This is a genomic window from Hahella chejuensis KCTC 2396, from assembly GCF_000012985.1.
GTDB lineage: Bacteria > Pseudomonadota > Gammaproteobacteria > Pseudomonadales > Oleiphilaceae > Hahella > Hahella chejuensis.
In genome coordinates this window covers 6625958-6644789 of the sequence record NC_007645.1, presented here as the reverse complement: position 1 = coordinate 6644789, position 18832 = coordinate 6625958, and the positions used below count along the sequence as shown (strand labels likewise).

General features: G+C 57.9%; 16 protein-coding genes. 11 read left to right on the top strand and 5 right to left on the bottom strand.

The features are described 5' to 3' along the window. Positions 1–224: 224 nt before the first annotated feature. Entirely contained in the window at positions 225–2195 is a 1971-nt protein-coding gene (locus tag HCH_RS29395; RefSeq protein ID WP_011400209.1) for a PhoX family protein, read from the top strand. A gap of 7 nt (positions 2196–2202) precedes the next feature. On the opposite strand, the gene HCH_RS29390 is transcribed toward HCH_RS29395, so the two are convergent. Both HCH_RS29390 and HCH_RS29385 read right to left on the bottom strand, forming a co-directional pair. Continuing rightward, the gene (locus HCH_RS29390; protein WP_011400208.1) at positions 2203–3933 is read right to left on the bottom strand and encodes a BamA/TamA family outer membrane protein; all 1731 of its coding nucleotides are present in this window, start codon (positions 3931–3933) and stop codon (positions 2203–2205) included. Between the two features lie 308 nt (positions 3934–4241). Continuing rightward, positions 4242–5147 (bottom strand): LysR family transcriptional regulator, encoded by a 906-nt coding sequence (locus HCH_RS29385; RefSeq protein ID WP_011400206.1) that lies wholly within the window; start codon positions 5145–5147, stop codon positions 4242–4244. Positions 5148–5265: 118 nt separating this feature from the next. On the opposite strand from HCH_RS29385, the gene HCH_RS29380 reads away from it, so the two are divergent. From HCH_RS29380 to HCH_RS29365, 4 genes are all read left to right on the top strand, one after another. Continuing rightward, the gene (locus tag HCH_RS29380) at positions 5266–6294 is read left to right on the top strand and encodes a zinc-binding alcohol dehydrogenase family protein (protein WP_011400205.1); all 1029 of its coding nucleotides are present in this window, start codon (positions 5266–5268) and stop codon (positions 6292–6294) included. 351 nt (positions 6295–6645) lie between these two features. Further along, positions 6646–7083 carry a hypothetical protein gene (locus tag HCH_RS29375; RefSeq protein ID WP_011400203.1) on the top strand — a complete coding sequence of 146 codons (438 nt, stop codon included), beginning with the start codon at positions 6646–6648 and terminating at the stop codon, positions 7081–7083. A gap of 163 nt (positions 7084–7246) precedes the next feature. Next, entirely contained in the window at positions 7247–7735 is a 489-nt protein-coding gene (locus tag HCH_RS29370; RefSeq protein WP_011400202.1) for a GNAT family N-acetyltransferase, read from the top strand. A 201-nt stretch (positions 7736–7936) separates the two neighbouring features. Next, a complete protein-coding gene (locus HCH_RS29365) occupies positions 7937–8611 on the top strand; it encodes a hypothetical protein (protein ID WP_011400201.1) in 675 nt (224 codons plus the stop codon). 148 nt (positions 8612–8759) lie between these two features. Here HCH_RS29365 and HCH_RS29360 read toward each other — a convergent pair whose 3' ends face one another. After that, complete coding sequence (locus tag HCH_RS29360; protein WP_011400200.1) at positions 8760–9266, bottom strand: aminoacyl-tRNA deacylase; 507 nt, start codon at positions 9264–9266, stop codon at positions 8760–8762. Positions 9267–9557: 291 nt separating this feature from the next. Here HCH_RS29360 and HCH_RS29355 point away from each other — a divergent pair, with 291 nt between their 5' ends. Together HCH_RS29355 and HCH_RS29350 are read left to right on the top strand one after the other, a co-directional pair. Next, positions 9558–10190 (top strand): YitT family protein, encoded by a 633-nt coding sequence (locus HCH_RS29355; protein WP_011400199.1) that lies wholly within the window; start codon positions 9558–9560, stop codon positions 10188–10190. A gap of 206 nt (positions 10191–10396) precedes the next feature. Beyond that, positions 10397–10834 (top strand): GNAT family N-acetyltransferase, encoded by a 438-nt coding sequence (locus HCH_RS29350; protein ID WP_011400198.1) that lies wholly within the window; start codon positions 10397–10399, stop codon positions 10832–10834. 37 nt (positions 10835–10871) lie between these two features. Here HCH_RS29350 and cobN read toward each other — a convergent pair whose 3' ends face one another. Together cobN and cobW are read right to left on the bottom strand one after the other, a co-directional pair. Further along, positions 10872–14687 (bottom strand): cobaltochelatase subunit CobN, encoded by a 3816-nt coding sequence (gene cobN, locus HCH_RS29345; protein ID WP_011400197.1) that lies wholly within the window; start codon positions 14685–14687, stop codon positions 10872–10874. A 4-nt stretch (positions 14688–14691) separates the two neighbouring features. Beyond that, the gene (gene cobW, locus HCH_RS29340; RefSeq protein WP_011400196.1) at positions 14692–15762 is read right to left on the bottom strand and encodes a cobalamin biosynthesis protein CobW; all 1071 of its coding nucleotides are present in this window, start codon (positions 15760–15762) and stop codon (positions 14692–14694) included. A gap of 462 nt (positions 15763–16224) precedes the next feature. Here cobW and HCH_RS29335 point away from each other — a divergent pair, with 462 nt between their 5' ends. The 4 genes from HCH_RS29335 to HCH_RS29320 all read left to right on the top strand — a co-directional run bounded on the left by HCH_RS29335 (position 16225) and on the right by HCH_RS29320 (position 18784). Then, the gene (locus tag HCH_RS29335; RefSeq protein WP_011400195.1) at positions 16225–16629 is read left to right on the top strand and encodes a hypothetical protein; all 405 of its coding nucleotides are present in this window, start codon (positions 16225–16227) and stop codon (positions 16627–16629) included. Then, positions 16626–17471, top strand: a complete 846-nt coding sequence (locus HCH_RS29330) for an AraC family transcriptional regulator (protein ID WP_041599014.1) — start codon at positions 16626–16628, stop codon at positions 17469–17471. The genes HCH_RS29335 and HCH_RS29330 overlap by 4 nt, the downstream gene beginning before the upstream one ends. A gap of 67 nt (positions 17472–17538) precedes the next feature. Continuing rightward, a complete protein-coding gene (locus HCH_RS29325) occupies positions 17539–18135 on the top strand; it encodes a LysE family translocator (RefSeq protein ID WP_011400193.1) in 597 nt (198 codons plus the stop codon). Between the two features lie 187 nt (positions 18136–18322). Further along, positions 18323–18784, top strand: a complete 462-nt coding sequence (locus HCH_RS29320; RefSeq protein WP_011400192.1) for a hypothetical protein — start codon at positions 18323–18325, stop codon at positions 18782–18784. Positions 18785–18832 lie beyond the last annotated feature (48 nt).

The following is an 18832-nucleotide window of genomic DNA, read 5'->3' as shown; positions in this document are numbered from 1 at the left end:
GGAAGCTATTTGTCTGCCTGATTAATAAGTATATGCAGAGGTCGCCCATGTCGCCCGGACTCAGGCGGGACGCCATAAAGTCGACATTTTTTCGTCGGCGCGCCGACAGGGCGTTTAACTGATTGTTGAGGAATGAAATCTGTTTGTAACCATGCTGTCACCTCTTTCCGGTATTTCTGGCCCACTGCGTTCTGAAGTGAACTCTGATGAGAAGAGGTTTGAGTATGTCCAACATAAAAAAATTCGAATTCGACAACTCCGGAATTGATCCAGTCACTAACTTTTCCGGAAACCGCCCTTTCGCTTCCGTGCTTGAAACCCGCATCGCCCGTCGCACGGTTATCAAGGGCGGCGTTAGCGCCGCTCTGGCGGGCATGCTCGGCATGTCCCTGGTGGGCTGCAGCAGCGATGACAACGGCGATGACCCTGATGACAACCAGGGCCCATTGCTGGGCTTCACCGCTATCGCCACCAGCGTCGCCAACGAGGTGAAAGTGGCGGCCGGCTACACCGCCACGCCATTCGTTCCCTGGGGTACGCCCCTGACCGGCGCGCTGCCTGAGTATCTGGGCGACGGAACCAATACCGGCGCGGACCAGGAACAGCAAGTGGGCATGAACCACGACGGCATGCACTACTTCCCGATTGATTTCAAAGAAGGCGGCTCCAGCTCGGAAGAAGGTTTGCTGGTGATGAACCACGAATACATCGAGCCGGACTTCCTGCATCCAGACGGCCCGACCGAAGTGGGCGGCGCCCGTCCTGAAGCGGAAGTGCACAAAGAAGTGGCGGCCCATGGCGTCAGCGTTATTCATATCAAGAAGACCGCTGGCGTTTGGGATATCGTGCATGGCAGCCAGTACAACCGTCGCGTGACCGGCGCTACCGACATGGAGTTGCGCGGACCGGTGCGTGGAAGCGATTACGCCGTCACTAAGCACAGCAACGACGGAACGCTGGCCCGCGGCACGCTGAACAACTGCGCCATGGGGCACACGCCTTGGGGAACCTATCTGGCCTGCGAAGAGAACTGGGCGGGATACTTCAAGAGCGATGACGATCCCAAGCCGCGCAACCTTTCCCGTTACGGCGTGGGGAGCAACTCCCGCTATGGCTGGGACACCGTGGCGGGGGTGGACGTCTACGAACGTTTCGACGCCAGCAGCAAAGGCGCCAGCGCTGCGGACGACTATCGCAATGAGCCCAACACCTATGGCTGGATTGTGGAAATCGATCCGTTCGAACCGGCTTCCACGCCACAGAAGCGCACTGCGCTGGGCCGCTTCGGCCATGAAGGCATCATCTTCGGGCTGGTGGAAGAGGGCAAACCCATCGTTTGCTACTCCGGCGACGACTCCCGTTTCGAATACATCTACAAGTACGTGTCCAACCAGGCCTACTATGCGGACACCGCCAGCGGCGCGCTGCTGGACGACGGCAAGCTATACGTGGCCAAGTATAACGATGACGGCAGCGGCGAGTGGCTGGAGCTGTCTCATGGCGTCAACGGCCTGACGGTGGATAATGGCTTTGCGGATCAGGCGGATATTCTGATCAATACCCGCACCGCGGCGGATTTCGTCGGCGCCACGCCGATGGATCGTCCAGAGTGGGGCGCGGTGCATCCGACGACCGGCGAGGCGTACTTTACGCTCACCAATAACAGCCGACGCACCGAAGATCAGGTGAATGCGGCGAACCCACGCCCCAATAACCAGTACGGCCATATCATTCGCTGGCGCGAGAACAGCGGTTCCGTCACCGCATTCCAGTGGGATATCTTTGTGCTGGGCGGCCCCGCCGGGACGGCGACGCCAGGTGAGACCGCGGCGCTGGTGACGCTGGACGACAGCAACAAGTTCAACAGCCCGGACGGTTTGTGGTTCGACAAGCGCGGCGTATTGTGGATTCAGACCGACACCGGCGGAACGGAAGAATTCGGCAACGATCAGATGCTCGCCGCCGATCCGTCCACCCGTGAAATCCGCCGTTTCTTCACCGGAGTCGTGGATTGCGAAGTCACGGGCGTGACCTCGACGCCGGACCTGAAGACCATGTTCGTCAATATTCAGCACCCAGGCAGCAAGAACGGCGACGGCAGCTATACCAGCAACTGGCCGGACGGCGGTTCCGCCCGTCCCCGCGCCGCAACCGTCATCATCACCAAAGACGACGGCGGCGTTATCGGCAGCTAAGCCTCGCTCAGAACGTCTGCCGGCCGCGGATGAGGAATTGCACGCCATCGATTTCCTCTCCGCCGCCTTCGTCCCGGTCCAGCGGGACGGCGATATCCAGGTGCAGGACGCGAGTCACCTGGATACGGCTGGAGGTCAGACGCAGACCGATCCCGACATCGTGCAGGACGCCGTTGTTGGGACCGTTATCCTCACCGGGAAACCACGCCCGCCCCATGTCCACGAAGACCGCGCCGCCCAGGCGAAACAGTTCGAACGGATGCCAGTTGGAATAATAACGCCGCTCCAAAGTGAGCAGAAAGCTACGATCTCCGGTCTGATAACGTAACGGGTATCCGCGCAGTCCGTTGTCGCCCCCTAAGGTCAGCTGTAAATCCGAGGTGAGGTCTTTGCTGTAAGCCAGATTCAACGCGGCGTACCAGCTGTTCTTGCGCTTGGAGTCAGTACGCAGATAACGGGTCTGCAGGCCCAGGATCAGATTTTCCAGCCGGTCTCCCGAAGGGCTCCAGTAACCGCTCTGGTCGAATTGAAAGTCCGCGAATTGCAGACGCTCTGCAATCAGCGCGCGGCTGATTCCGCTTTTCAGCACCCACTGATCTTCGCTGGCGCCGAAAGATTCCGACGACCAGCCCAGACGCGCATATAGCTGCAGGCCGGTGGGAATATCCTCGATCTGTTGGATCTGGTTGAAGTTGTAGGTCTGAAAGTAAAGGTCCTCTCGATACTCGTAACCGATCCAGGGATAACTGAGGGTACGGTCCTCGGGAAAGGGATCGGGGGGCGTTTCCCCCGCTTCTTCCGAAAAGTCGTAATGGGCGTATTCATAGCCGTAGAGCAGACGGTGATCGCTGAATTCTCCGCCGCCGATGGAATGGCCGCTGAACAGGTTGTAATTCTCCAGACGCTGCTTGAACTCGCTGACGCTGTCGCCCCGGTAATAGAGCTTTTGCGTCAACTGCTCACGGTTGTAGCCGACGCCGCCGGACCAGTTGGCGCCCACTTTATAGAAAGGTCGCACGAACTGAGCGGCGCGACGATAGCCGTCGCTGTTTTCCGAAAACGTCAGCTGCGAGGACCAGCGGGAGCCAAGCAGGTTGGGGTCCTGATAATCAACGGTGAAGCCGGTGCGGGATTCATCTTTCTTATGGCTGAAAGCCAGGCGTTTGCCATACCCCAGAAAGTTCTCGTCGGTCAGGCCCAGTACGGTGGTGTTCTCGCCGCCGCTGCGACTGAAACCCAGCGCGGGAAGCAGCGTCCATAAGTCCCGGGTGACCACGGCGACATCCACGACTCGCCCACACACGCGGAAGGGCCGCACCCAGGCGTTGTACAGGTAGGATTTGTCCCGTAGAGCGCGCTCGCTTTGCTGCAGCATATGCGGGTCGTAGGGATCGCCGCTTTTGAACAGCAACTGATAACGGGCGGTTTCTTCTCGGGTGCGAATGTGCAGGGCGTTGGCGGTGCGGTAAATCCAGTGATCCTCTTCCGGATCAGTGGCGTCGAAAATCTCCCGGTTGAAGACATAGACCTCGCCAATCAACGCATTTTCCGGGATGGTTAAGCCCAGTTCCTGTCGCAACTGCTCCCTGGGGTTATCAAAATCCACCTCGCCGGGCTGAATCTCCGCATACTCACAGACCAGCCCGGCTTCCTGCTCCGCTAAGACCTGAGCGGCGCAGCAACCCGACGTTGCGGCGAAGAACCAGCGAAAAACTCGGTGAAGTGAGATTGGGCTCATTACGTATCCATCGAGAGAAAGTCCTGGCGGTTAAGCGGTTTTTATTTATAGCTTAGCGGTTTATGCAGCAAGATGGAGCCTCAACTTTACCGCCTGATGACTGAAATAATCGAGATCAACCGTTCGCCCTGAGCCTGTCGAAGGGCTGCGTTCCTGCTGCGTCTCAATAATCGGAATCAGCCGTTCGCCCTGAGCCTGTCGAAGGGCTGCGTTCCTGCTGTGTCTCAATAATCGGAATCAGCCGTTCGCCCTGAGCTTGTCGAAGGGCTTCCCAGAGCATAAAACTGAATCAGAACTGAAAAACATGCCTATTCCACCGCCGCCAACGCCGCCGCGCATTTCTCCCGCAAGAAATCCCGCAGCAATAGCGCGGCGGGCGTCACCTGTTTTTTACCGGGACAGATCAGATACATGCTGATTTCCGCGCAGGCATATTGGGTGAGGGTGGTGCGGACGCGGCCGTGCAGCAGATCTTGGCACATGTCGAGCATGGACTTGTTGGCCAGACCCACGCCGGCGACGGCCCAGCGGTGTACCGCTTCGGCGTCATTGCTGATGCGGTCGCCATTGACGTTGACGGTGATGCGTCGCTCGCCGTCATGGAAACCCCACTGGTCATAGGCGCGCTCATCCACCAGATACAACAGGCAGTTATGGTTTTGCAGGTCTTCCGGCGTCAGCGGGTCGCCGTAGCGTTCGAAATACGCCGGCGAGCCGCAGATGATGCGCCGCGTGCGCACGATATTGAAGGCGACATGGTTGGAGTCCGGCGGCGCGCCGTAACGCAGGGCGATATCCACGTTCTCCCGGTTGATGTCCGCCACCCGATCTGTCAGCTCCAAACGCAATACAAGGTTTGGGTGCTGCGTCTGAAACTCGTCCAGCCAGGGCATCAGCAGATTGCGGCCAAAGTCTGAAGACGCGGAGATACGCAGGGTTCCGCCAATTTCGCCTTTCTTCGCCAGTAACTCCCGCCGCCCGGTATCGAGTGCGTTCAGCGCCGCCCGGCAGTGTTGCAGAAAGCTTTCTCCTTCGCCGGTGAGGCGCAGGCTGCGGGTGGAGCGCACAAACAGTGCGGTATCCAGGCTTTGTTCCAGGCGTTTGATGGCGGCGCTGGCGGCGGCGGGAGTTATATCCAGTTCCCGCGCGGCGGCGGTGAGGCTGCCGTGCAGAGCGGTCTGGTGGAAAACAGTAAGGTCGTTGATGGAGGTCATTTTCAAAAAATATTTGAAAAAGAAACAACTAATAGGCTGTTTTTCGTTAACAGTCAATCCACGAGAATGCCTTATCGCCGCATTACGGCCCTGAATTCACCTTCACAGGAACACGAATATGAAAGCTATTGGTTATCTGCAAGCGCAACCCATCGATCATCCAGAATCGCTATTGGACATCACCCAGCCTGATCCGCAACCTCAGGGACGCGACCTGTTGGTGGAGATCAAGGCGGTGGCGGTCAACCCTGTGGACGTGAAAGTGCGTCGAAGCATGTCCGCGGAAGGCGACGCCCATAAAGTCATTGGTTGGGACGCTGCGGGCGTGGTGAAAGCTGTTGGAGATCAGGTCAGCCTGTTCAAGCCCGGAGACGAAGTGTATTACGCCGGCTCAATCGCCCGCCCCGGCACAAACAGCGAACTGCATCTGGTGGATGAACGTATTGTCGGACGTAAGCCATCCAATCTCGGCTTTGCGGAAGCGGCTGCGCTGCCGTTAACCGCTATCACTGCCTGGGAAATGCTGTTTGATCGTTTGCAGATCAGCCAGAAGGGAGCAAGCAGTGAAAACGGCGAGCCCGTCCGCCTGTTAGTGGTCGGCGCCGCTGGCGGCGTGGGCTCCATCATGCTACAGCTGGCGCGCAAACTGACTGACGCGGTGATCATCGGCACGGCGTCGCGTCAGGAAACCCGTGATTGGGCCCTGGCCATGGGCGCGCATCATGTGATCGATCATCGTCTTCCATTGCATGAGGAGCTACAGCGCATCGGCATTGACGGCGTCACTCATGTAGCGAGTCTTACCCACACGGAAAAGCACTACGACAGCATCGTTCAGGCGCTGGAGCCGCAGGGGCGGCTGGCCATGATCGACGATCCTTCCACGCCGATCGACATCATGCCCCTGAAACGTAAGAGTCTGTCTTTGCATTGGGAGATGATGTTCACCCGCTCTTTATATGAAACCGCAGATATGATTGAGCAGCACCGCTTGTTGAATCGCGTGGCGGAACTGGTCGAGGAAGGCGCTGTGCGCACGACGCTGAAGCAGAACCTGGGCAAGATCAATGCAGAGAACCTGAAACGCGCCCACAGCCTGATTGAGAGCGACGCCGCCATCGGCAAAATCGTGCTGGAAGGATTCTGACACTTTTGATCGCCTCGGTGTTTCCGTATTGCAACCGCCCGATGCCCGGCTAAGCCGGGCGTTTCCGCTGTTTCCAGCGCCCCTCCGTAAAGTTCAGTTACTTTATTGCAACGGCTTTATAAGCGTTGCCTAGGACTCCTCTTGTTTTTCCTGGATTGAAGCCTGCTTTGATCTTCTTTTCTGTCGATTTTGTTTTATTCAATTTATTGTTTTTAAAAGAAAAAATATTTCTTTTTGGTTTCTTTTTCAGTTTGTCCGCGATATTCAGGTTTCCTGGTATGAAACTTGAATTACTCCCAACAGTTTTCGTTGAGTCGTTGTAGCGCCGCAGAATGTAAGAGGAGGCTTTTTATGCGAAAGGCGACAGTTCTTGGTTTTCTGGGCGCTTGGCTGGTGGTTGGGATGGCGCAGGCTTCTGTCATCGGGGAAGCGGAAGAGGCGACTTGGAGCCCGTCGCAAATCCATGCGGAAGAAATCGCTGCGCGGCGTCGCGCTTCGGAGCATGAGCATCGACAGGAACGAACGTCGAGCGAGCCGGACGTCTGGCTGGAAGCCTATGTGCAGGAAATGTTTCAGGTGGAGGCCCGCACGCCGAGGTTTGTGGGCGCTGAGCCGGTGATCAAACCTTATTGGTTCACCCTGCTGCTGTCTGATGTCGCTTCCGTGCGTTGGTTATTCTCGCATATGGGCGGCAACCTGTGGGTGATCGACCACAATGGTCCGGTGTCGTTCGTACCACAGCCGTCTACGCTGACGACGGGATTGCGAAATAAGCGTAAATATTGTTAAGACTCCGGGGCTTGGATGTGTCAATATAAGGGCCCCTCAAAAATATTCCGAATTATTAAAGAGTTGCCTGCGCCGGTCCGTTCCGCTCCGTCTTCCTGCGGACGGGCCGGCTTGGGGCTTGTTTTGCTAACGATTCGCCAAGGTTTGGTGTGAAGTATCGGCAATGAAGATTAGGCGAGCTTTCTCGGAAGAGTGTGTTGTATTGAGTGAGATCGCCATGGAGAGCAAGGCGGTCTGGGGTTATTCCCAGGAGTTCATGGACGCCTGCCAGGCGGAGCTGACTTATTCCGAGGACTATATGTCCCGACACACGGTATATACGGCGGTCGCCCGCAGCGGTGAAATCGCCGGTTTCTATTCTTTGCGCGCGTTATCTCCGGTATGTACGGAAATGGACGCGTTGTTCGTGCGCCCGGACTACATGCGTCAGGGCGTCGGTCGCGCTCTGATCGAACATGCGGTGCTGTGGGCCTATCAATGCGGTTATCACCTGATGATGATTCAGGGCGACCCTAACGCCGCCGGTTTTTACCAGACCTTTGGCGCGACTCTGATCGGCTATGCCGACTCCACCCGTTTTCCCGGTCGTAAGCTGCCTTTGTTCCAGATCGCGTTGATCGATCAGGTCTCCGCAATCAGCGCCTCTTTGTAATCCTTTCGTAACCGTTCCCCGCGTTTTTGTGTCGTTATTGGCGCTCTATGTGATTATTTTTTGAACTGCGTCACAAAAAGGACTAATTTATAAGACATCAACAAGAGTCTCTATCAGTAGCGAATTGTCTGACGCCTGACTGATGACGATGAGTTCCAGTAAGGCGCTGACGCGACAATAACAATATACAGGCTGAGGATTATGGAAACTCTCAATGCGGTCATTACTATCGCCAGCGTCGTGCTGGTGTTGAGCGGCGTCGTGTTGTTTTTCGGCGGAAAGCTCGCCAACCATGGCTCGGAAGCACGCCAGAGCGGCGTCTACGCAAGCTTTAATACGCCCACTCTGGTGTTGCTGCTGGCGGGCGTCGGCATCGCGCTGACGCCCCGGCTGACCCAGAACGGTCAATATGGATTCAATCAATTGCCTGCGCCGGCGGCGGGGATCGAGAACATGTCCGCCTCGTCCACGCAGATCGCCGATGTCGCGCAGTCGGAAAGTCAGCCGCAGGTCTCCATTCAAGCGAAAGCATCTATATTAACGGCGGGCGGCTATGAGTTGATGAGTTACTCGCGCGACAACAAACAGATGCATCTTGTGGGCGGCATGGATCTGTATGCGCTCAAAGCTGACCAATATCAGATCTTCGTTGAACTCAACGCCTACGACGACCAAGGCCTGCGTGACATCTACACCGGCAGCGGGCTGCTGTACTTCGACGGCGCCAACTGGATGCTGGAGATGGAGGGCGGCGTAGGGCCGGCCATGTTGACGCAGCGGGAAACCCCCGTGCAGCTGACCAAAGAGGGAGACTTTATCGTCCTGGCTTATGAAGCGGACGGGCGCTCTTACCACTTAATCTGGCTGCAGGATTGAGCGCCCGGGCGGGGTTCACTATTAATCAGGCAGACAAATAGCTTCCTTCTATTTGTCTGCAACGACAGGGCCTGCACAGGTCTGCCCCTGTCTCCCGCGGCCCGTCCATGCGCCTGATGATTAACATGCCAATATCATCGCCATATTATTAACGTCCGAACATATGAAAGGCGGAGGGGCTGCCGATAGGCGCGCTGAAGTCGCCATGTTTGCAGTCCCGCACCAGCGTTTCGAATTGCTGATGATTCATGTGAATCAGATCCCGGTGATCGCCCGCCTCCAGATATAGCTCCGCTGAACGCAGCAGCTCATCATCGACGATAGTCTCCATCTGATAGGCCAGCCCGACGGCGGGAATGGCGCCGAGGGAGCAATCGTCGAACAAGGAAGACAGGGATTTCTCATCCGCCAGTTTCAACCCTCGCTGCACGAGGGCGCCCAGCTTCCTCATCTGAACTTTGTTGATGGCGGGAAGCACCGCCATGAGATGGCGACCTTCGTGATCCTCCATCACCACGGCCTTGGCCATGTTCTTAAAGGGCACATGGGCGGCGATGGCGGTCTGTACGGCGCCTTCGCTATAGACATGGTGGGTGACGTCATAGGAGATCTGTTGATTGTTGAGGTACTGTCTGACTCGGTAGGCAATAGACATTTTCTCGTCCTCCTACAGCTAATTAACGCAAAAGCGACGCCTGACTGAGCAGGCGCGGCGAGCAAATAATAGAGGGAGTCTACCTGTTCGCCGCATTCATAAATTATAGCCCTTAAGACACAGTATTGATCGCTTTTTGTACGCTTGAAACCTATGGCTCTGACGCGGTTATTGGCGCTGGTCCGGATATTGCTGTAAGCCCCCTTTGATGCAACCCGCGCCAGCGCCGGCGATCCCGGCATCGACGCGGCGGCGTATTGAGCGATCCTCACATACATACAGGAGCAGTAGATGTCCGTGCAGTGGCGTAAAGGTCTTGCCATCGTTGAGGGCTGCGCCCTCGTAGCCTTGGGGTTGGTGTTTCTCAACAGTTCGCACTTGCTGGTCAGCGGCGTCGCCGGGTGGGCGTTGATCATCGGGCACTGGATTCCCTTGAGTTTCGGCGGCCTGTTTTTCCTGCTGAATTGCCCCTTCTTTGTGCTTTCATGGCTTACCTTGGGGCGCGCATTCACCTTTAAGTCTTTGGCGGCCATCGCTTTTGTCAGTCTGTTGAGCGACGGACTGATGGCGTTGATCGCCTTGCAGGCGACGCCGCAATGGCTGGCCGCGCTGATCGCAGGCGGGCTCATCGGCGCGGGGCTGACCTGGATCATGCGTCATGGCGCATCCCTCGGCGGGGTGAATATCGTTGCGGTCTGGGCGGAGCACCGTTATGACCTGCAGGCCGGGCAGACGCTGTTCGCGTCGGACTGTCTGGTGGCGTTGGTCGGCGCCTGGGTGTTTAACGGCTGGGAACTGTTGTGGTCGCTGTTGGGGTTTGTGGTGTTGAGTTGGGTGGTGGGCCGTTATCACAAGCGAGAGCGTCTGCGGAGAGAGGAGTCTGAGGAATGCGAATCGTCCAGTGTTGAATTGGGAGTCAGGTGATTCTTGCAATCATGGTTGTATAAACGATGTTCAGGTATTAGGTCGTAGAGTCTAGATTGGCGGTAATGTTTTAGACCGTAAAGATGATAAAAAGCCGTTTTCCCCTTTATTTTTCAGGGCTCTGAGCCCGGGGTGGTGGCGTTGCAGGCGCAGAAAAGCTATTATCGGCGGCCCATTAACCGCAACAACACTAGTATTTTGTCCCTATGAACGCCAACACGGACGTATACTTCCGAGAATCCGATGACCAATCCTTCGCTGAGCGGGTGATCCGCGAGAGCATGGCGGAGTACTTCAACAAATATGAGGTGGAGTGGACGCCGGAGCGGGTTTCGAAATACTGGGGCGATCACGAAAATTACGATATTTTCTATCGCGAAGAAAAAGTCGGGGTGCTGCGTCTGGCGTTTGACGAAGAAGCCTGCATCGTACGCGACATGCACGTATTGCCCGCCTATCGCAATCTCGGCGTTGGCAGCCAGGCCATCCAAAGGGCGTTCACCGCCGCCTGGGTGCGCGAACTGCCCAGCGTCCGCCTGAAAACCTTCGTCTGTAATCCATCAAAAAATCTGTACCGTCGTCACGGCTTCGCCCTGGTCGACAGGAAAGACAATCTGATATTGATGGAAAAGAAGGTCGACTAGATTATTAATCCAGCAGGCGTATGCACGCGCCTGCTGCTCACAGACTTCTCTCCGCCTGCTCATCCAGCTCCAATATCAGCGATTCAATCCGCTCCTGATAATCCCCCGGCTCTTGCCAAAGTCCACGCTGCATGGCTTCCAATAGACGCTCCGCCATTTCCTGCAACGCCTGCGGATTGTGCTCGCGCATAAAGGCCTGATTGGCGGCGTCGAAGGCGAGGGCGTCGCTGACATTGGCGTACTGGTAGTCGTCCACCAACCCTGTGGTGGCGTCATAGGCGAACAGGTAGTCGACGCTGGCGGCCATTTCGAAAGCGCCTTTGTAAGAGTGTCGCTGCATGGCGGCGATCCATTTCGGATTGGTCACCCGTGAGCGAATGACCCGGTTAAGCTCCTCTTTCAGCGTGCGTATTTTCGGCGCAGCGGGATTGCTGTGATCGTTGAGATAGACGCTGGGCGCATCCCCCCGCAGCACGCTGACTGCATTGGTCATGCCGCCCTGGAACTGGTAGTAATCGTCGGAATCCAGGATATCGTGCTCCCGGTTATCCTGATTTTGCATCACCACTTCCAGTTGGCCAAGGCGGTAGCTGAACGCGCCGAAGGCTTCTTCTCCTGCTTCATTTTGACCGTAAGCGTAGCCGCCCCATTGCACATAGGCGCGGGCGAGGTCGTTGGGCGTTTCCCAGCAACGCTCGTCGATCAAGCCCTGAAGTCCCGCTCCGTAGGCGCCGGGTTTGCTGCCGAAAACGCGGAACCCCGCCTGTCTTCTGGCTTCTTGCGCTGACGCGCCAGCGGCGGTCAGTTGCGCCTCCCGTTCCCGTATATGACGCTGAATGAGATTGCTGTCGCCGGGCTCTTCCAGTTCCGCCAGTTTTTGCACGGCGGCGTCAAACAGCTTGATGACATTGGGGAAAGCGTCGCGAAAGAAACCGGACACCCGCAGAGTCACGTCCACGCGGGGGCGGTTTAGATAGAACGCCGGTATGATTTCGAAGTCCACCACACGGTGAGAGCCGGGCGCCCAGACCGGTTTCACGCCCATCAGAGCGAAGGCTTGCGCGATATCGTCGCCGCCGGTGCGCATGGTGGCGGTGCCCCAGACCGACAGACCGATTTGCCTGGGGTAGTCGCCGTGCTCCTGCAGGTGGCGCAGCACTACTTTCTCCGCTGACGCCTGACCCAGTTCCCAGGCGGTTTTGGACGGAATCGCGCGGCTGTCCACGGCATAGAAATTACGCCCGGTGGGAAGTGTGTCCAGACGTCCGCGCGTGGGCGCGCCGCTGGGGCCGGGGGGCACAAAGCGTCCCGCCAGCGCGCGCAGGCTGTGTTGAATCTCGTTATCGGCGCTACGTTGCAAAGCAGGCTTCAGTACAGCCTGCAGATAGGCTAGCAGGGCGCTGGCGCTGGGCAGGCTGTCGCGCAGCTCGATTAACGGCGCATCGCTCAGCACATACTGCTCAACCAGTTGTTGCGCATAAATCTCCAGACGTTCCCGCGTATGCTGCTCCGTACGCCAGACTGACTGCAACAGCGCGACCAGAGGCTGCGGTCGTGCGCCCAGCCAGAGGCGGGGTTGCGGTTGCAAGGGATCGAATTCGTCCGCGCCGTTGGCGGTCATATGCAGATCCGCCGCCAACGCATGCAACAGGCCGCGATCTTCAGGTTGTTCACCACGCGGCAGTCGCACCAGCGCCGTCAGGGTGTCGCGCATCTGCATAGGCTCCGGCAGTTCTCCCAGACAATGCAGGCCATCGCGGATCTGCGCTTCTTTGATGTCGCAGAGGTAAGTGTCCAGTTCCTGCAGTACGGCGTTATCGTCCGAATCCGCGCCTGCCTGGGGCAGTTCCGTTAGCACATGGGCGCTGCGGGCTTTTTGTAGAATTTCTCGGCGCAGGTGATTTTCTCGACGCGCATCCAGGCCCATGGCCTGATAATACTCATCCACCATGCGCTCCAGTTCCGCCAGCTCGCCATAGACTTCCGCCCGGGTCATGGGCGGCATCAGATGGTCGATGATCACCGCCTGGGCGCGTCGTTTGGCCTGCGCGCCTTCACCGGGATCATTGACGATAAAGGGATAGATATGGGGCATGGGGCCAAGAGCAATGTCCGGCCAGCACTGCTCTGACAGGGCCACGCCTTTGCCCGGCAGCCATTCCAGATTGCCGTGCTTGCCTACATGCACGATGGCGTCGACCTCATAAGCGTGGCGCAGCCAGAAATAGAAAGCCAGGTAGCTGTGAGGTGGGATCAGGTCGGGATCATGGTAATTAGCGGCGAGATCCATGTTATAGCCCCGCGCAGGCTGAATGCCGACGAAGGTTTCCCCCAGGCGGACGCCGGACAGCATCAACCTGCCGGCGCGACATTTGGGATCTTGCTGTGGCGCGCCCCAGCGCTCCAGTACAGCCTGTCGACAGCGCTCCGGCAGGCGATTGAAGCAGGCTTCGTAATCCGCCAGGGCCATGCTTTGCTGGCAGGGCAACAGCTCAAGGGTATCTGGGTTATTGGTGATGGATGACTGCAACAGTTCGATCAGCGCCGCGGAGTTTTCGGGAATATCCATCACTGGGTATCCCGCCGCCTGCATGCCGCGTAGCAGGTTTAACGTGGAGCGCGGCGTGTCCAGGCCGACGCCGTTGCCGATGCGGCCGTCCCGGGTGGGGTAGTTGGCCAGCACCAGGGCGATACGTTTGTGGGCGTTGGGCTTCGCGTTCAGGCGGCTCCAACGCAGCGCCAGTTCGGCGACGAAGCGGGCGCGCTCTTCCTGTAACGCGTAGCGAACCACATTCAGCTGACAGCGTTCGCTGTAGTGATCGGAGTCTTTGAATCCCACGGCGCGGGTGATGACCCGGCCGTCCAGTTCCGGCAGGGCGATATGCATGGCGATATCCCGGGAACGCAGGCCGCCGCTTTGCTCGCGCCAGTCCGCTTCACTGCTGGAAGCCAGAATCACCTGCAAAATAGGAACGTCGACACTCAGTGGATGGGTATAGTCAGTGGGCGTTGATGAGAGAGATGCGTTGCCGGTGTTTTGCAGCGCGAAAGCGGTGGTGTTGAGAATCACTGTAGCCGCGCTGCGCTGGCACAGCAGATCTACCGTTTCCAGGCAGGCGGCCTCTTTCAAGGAGGCCACCGCCAGCGGCAGTGGGTTCAAACCCTGTTCCTGCAGTACGCGAATCAGCCCGTCGAACATCGCGGTGTTGGCTTCCTGCAGGTGGCTGCGATAAAACAACAGCAGGACGGTGGGCTGGTCCGCGCGCCACTCATCGCGCCAGTCCTGCAGGGTGGCGTCGGCGATGTGCGGATGATAGATCAACGTGCGCGGGATAACCTGCGGCTCAAGCCAGGGCAGTTTCCAATCGAAAAAACGCGTCGCAAGATAGCGAAACAGCTGCTGACTGTTGCCGCGACCGCCTTCCCGCAAATAGCGCCAGACGCGATGGGCGCAGGCGGCGTCGACGTTGCCGCCGTTCAGCAGTTGCTGGTCTTCGCCGTCATCGCCAGGAACCACAATCAATGTGCGTCCTGGACGCCGCGCCCAGTCCTGCAATTGTTCCAGTCCATAGGGCCAATAAGACGCGCCGCCGAGCAGCGACAGCACCACGACTTTGGCGTGGTCCAGGACCTGGTCCCGATAGAGGTCGAAAGCCGCCGGCTTGCTCAGGTGCATCCAGTTGGCGAGGCGCAGGCTGGGATAATCATCCGGCAGCGTCTCCGCCACCTGGGCGAGCAGCGCAAGCGCGCCGTCCGCCGCAGTGAGAATCACCAGATCCGCGGGCGTCTGTTGCAGATCGACGATGCCTTCGCCGTCATTGAAACCACCCGGTTGCGCCGCCAGCAGATGCATGGAATCAGAGTTCCGCTGCGCTCAGGGTGTCGCGCAGGGCGGAGGCGTCGATGCCCTGGCCGATGAACACCAGACGGGTTTTACGGTCTTCGTCCGCGCCCCACAGGCGATCAAAGTAATGAGCGATGCGGTCGCCCACCGCTTGCACCACTTGGCGCATGGGCTTATCGCCGTTGGCGACGAAGCCTTTGACCCGATAGATCGTGTTGGCGCTGATGAGGTCGCGGGTAATCGCCAGGAGCTTGTCGCTGTCCACGGCGCCCAGCGTAATCACGCAGGAGTCGAAATCGTCATGGGCATGGCGGTGGTGATGACCGTGATCATGGTGATGATCATGATGGGTGTGAATGGCTTCGATGCGCTCTTCCGTCGCCGCTTCCAGGCCGATCAACACTTGTGAGTCCACCTCGCCATTGGCGACGAACAGGGTTTTCACCCGCTCCGGCAGCTTCGCCTGTACTTGCTGCAGCGCTTGCGCGCGGCCGTCTTCGTCAAGGCAGTCGCTTTTGCTGATGACCACCAGATCCGCCGAGCTGAGCTGGTCGTCCAGCAGCTCCCGCAGGCTGGGGTTGTGATCCAGACTGTCGTCCGCGAGACGCTGTTGCTCCACCCGTTCCGGATCATGCGCGAAGCGGCCTGCGGCGACAGCGGGACCGTCCACCACAGTGATGACTGCGTCCACGGTGCAGAACTGCTTGATGTCGGGCCAGTTGAACGCCTGCACCAATGGCTTGGGCAGCGCCAGACCGGAGGTCTCTATCAGAATGTGGTCGATCTGGTCGCGGCGCTCCACCAGCTTCTGCATTACCGGCAGGAACTCTTCTTCCACCGTGCAGCAGATACAGCCGTTGGCGAGTTCGTAAATGCCGGAATCCGTTTGCGTGGCGGCGTTGTCGTCGCAATCCAGAGGGCAGTTGCGCAGCAGATCGGCGTCGATATCCAGCTCGCCGAACTCATTGACGATGACGGCGATGCGCTTGCCGTTGGCTTGTTTCAACAGATTGGACAATAAAGTGGTTTTGCCGCTGCCGAGAAATCCGGTGACGACCGTGGCGGGAATTTTATTCAGTTGCACAATGAGCCTCTTGCAGTGTTCCGTGGAATGCGGCGGCGCGAACTCCTGCGCCTGGGTTACTGCACAGCATTCTGCGCCAAATATCCCGGATTTTCATCCTCTTAGAGCGGGTAAACGCAGATCGCCAGAGGAATAAAAGCGGATGGAGACAAGCCGGACAGCGGGTAGAGTTTGTTGCGCGTTATTATCTCGCGCCCAGTGAATGACGACCGGCGTGGCGGGCGCGTATTGACTTTGCCGCCGGAGATTTACATCTTTAGCAAACTTAACCTTGGAGCGTTATTAATATGGCAATGATATTGGCATGTTAATCATCAGGCGCATGGATGCGCCTGCGCGGCTGTTAGCCGCGGGAGACAAGGCCTGACCTGTGTAGGCCCTGTCGTTGCAGACAAATAGAAGGAAGCTATTTGTCTGCCTGATTAATAAGCGTCGAAAGGACCTGCCTGAAAAGGATGTGTTGTGAACGCTACTGCTATTGTCCGCATTCTCTGTACTCCGTTGGCCTGGGTGGCCGGCGTTCTCTATGGCGCGTTGCTGGCGCTCATCTACTACAATCTGCGCGTTGAGTGGGGATGTGATGCTGAAATGTATGGCGGCGGCGATTGTCTGGCGGAAGGCTGGGACGCATGGCCGGCACAGGTGAGGTTTGTCTGCGCCGGGCTGGTGAGCGCCTGCGCCGTGGTCGCCGCCACCTTTATCGCTCCCGCCTGGAAGCGCGGCGCCTCGGCGGCGGCCAGCGTGGCGGGGGGAGGCTTGATGTATCTGTTGCTGGGCATTTACGCGTTGGCCGGCGCTTTGGCGTGCGGCGCGATTGCCGGTGTGATTTACGACGCCTTGTCCCGTCGCAATAAGGCGCCCAAGTGAAAGAATACTCTCGCTTGTGGGAGAGTTCCCGGGTGCAGGGCGTAGAGCTGCTGTCCGCCGCCTTCAACCATTTCTCATTCAGTAAGCACTGGCACGACCAGCTTGCCGTCGGCGTTATTCTGCAGGGCGCTGAGGGGTTGGATTATCGCGGCGGCAAGGCGGTGATTCCCCGCGGCCAGATTGTCGCCATCAACCCCGCCGAGCCGCATACCGGTTTCGCCGCCAGCGAAGGCGGCTGGCGCTATCGTATGTTTTATTTCGAGGAAGCGATACTGCGGGAGACATTGCGCGAGAACCGCAATGGTTTCGCTCCGTTTTTACGCGGCCCGGTGATTGACGATCCCGCGACTTTCTCCTTACTGCTGGAATTGCACCAGGCGCTGGAGGCGGAGAGTTTTTCTCTGGCTCAGGACTCGTTGCTGACGGCGGCGCTGCATCAGCTTTTCCAGCGCCATGGCGATGGCGGCGAAGTAGAGACGAAAGGCGCCCAGGATCTGCAAGGCTGCCTGCGAATTCGCGACTATCTGCACGACAACTGGCGTCGCAATGTCGCCCTGGAAGAGTTGGCGGGATTGACCGGCATGAGTCGCTTTCAGCTGATTCGCGCCTTCAAGCAGCGCTTTGCGCTGACCCCTCACCAATTCCTGATATTGCTGAAAACCCGTGAAGCCAAGCGGCTGTTGGAAAGCGGCATGGAGCCGCTGACGGCGGCGCTGGAGTGCGGCTTCTTCGATCAAAGCCATCTGCATCGTAATTTCAAACGCGTATATGGCGTGACTCCCGGCCGTTTCGCCAAGCGCAATTTCATACAAGAACCACAAAGTCCTTTCGTCATAGATTAGATCCCGTTGTTGGCCGCTTCACAAAACGGTGGAGGTCGGCTTTGGAGTCAATGCAGGAAGTAAACCTATGTCGTTAAGCTTTGTCGCGGCCTGGCTGGCCGTCATGTTTCCCCTCGTATTCAGTCCTGGTCCCGCCAATGTCGTGTTCGCCGCATCCGGCGCGCAATTAGGCGTCAAGCGCTCACTGCCCTTGATGGCGGGCATTGATCTGGTGTTTGTCCTCAAGTCGCTGCTGGTGGGCTTTGGCCTGGGAGCGGTGATGCAGGAGTACCCCCAGTGTTACAGCATTATGCGGACCGCCGGGGCCTGCTACCTGTTTTATCTGGGTTACTGTTTTTTCCGTCCGGCATTGTCCAGAGAGACGGCGCAACCCAAGGTCCTGGGTTTTCGCGATGGCCTGATTATCCAACTGCTTAACGCGAAGGGCTGGATCATGGTTGTGCTGATGTTCTCCCTGTTCGGCGCGCAGGGGGAAGACGCAACGGAACGGGCGTTGTGGCTGGCGGCCATGCTGGCGCTTTTGAATGTATGCACGCATTTGGCCTGGATCGCCGCCGGCGCGGTGCTGGTGAAAGGCCTGGCGGGCGGACTGGGCCAGCAAGTGCAGGCTTTTTTGTTCGGCGGCGGGTTGATCGTTGTCGGCGTCTGGTTACTCCTGGGTTGACCTACCCTTACTTGCGCCCGGCCTCGGCCGGGTTTTTTTAACTTGGCCTCTTTGATTGGGGAGTTTTTATTTTCCCGCGACGGGTTTTCGCCTTTTTCATCGCTTTCATTTCTTTGGCGCGCAATGGACGTCGTCCTCCATTGCTCCCAGCGTCAACCTTTTCATGCATAGAGTTTTGGAGCAGATAATGGAAGAAGTATATAAAACCCCGGAATCCTCCCTTATTGACAGCCGCAGCGGTCGGAAGCCCGTTGGCGATTACCGCCTGTATAAGCTGCCCGCCGTAGGCCTGGCGACTTTCTTTGGCACTATCTTGGCCGGCGGCATTATTCTCTCTCACAATTTCAAGCAGCTTGGCCGGGAAGATATGGCCCGCAACGCTTTGGTGTTTTCATTTTTAGCGTTGGTGGTGATCTTTGGACTGGCGTTCTTTGTACCGGATATTCCTGGCGTCAATGTAGTGTTCACGGTAGTGCAATTGGTGGCGATGATGCAGATCGCCAAAAAATACCAAGGGGATGATGTCGAGCATCACATGGAGAACGGCGGCGCCATGATTTCGAATTGGGTGGCGTTTGGAATTTCACTGCTGGTATTGATTGTCGTGATTGGTTTGTTGTTTGGCATTGGCATGTTGCTGCCGTACTGATCGAACAAGACTTGATTCGACGCATAAGAAAACGCCCGGGTGACCCGG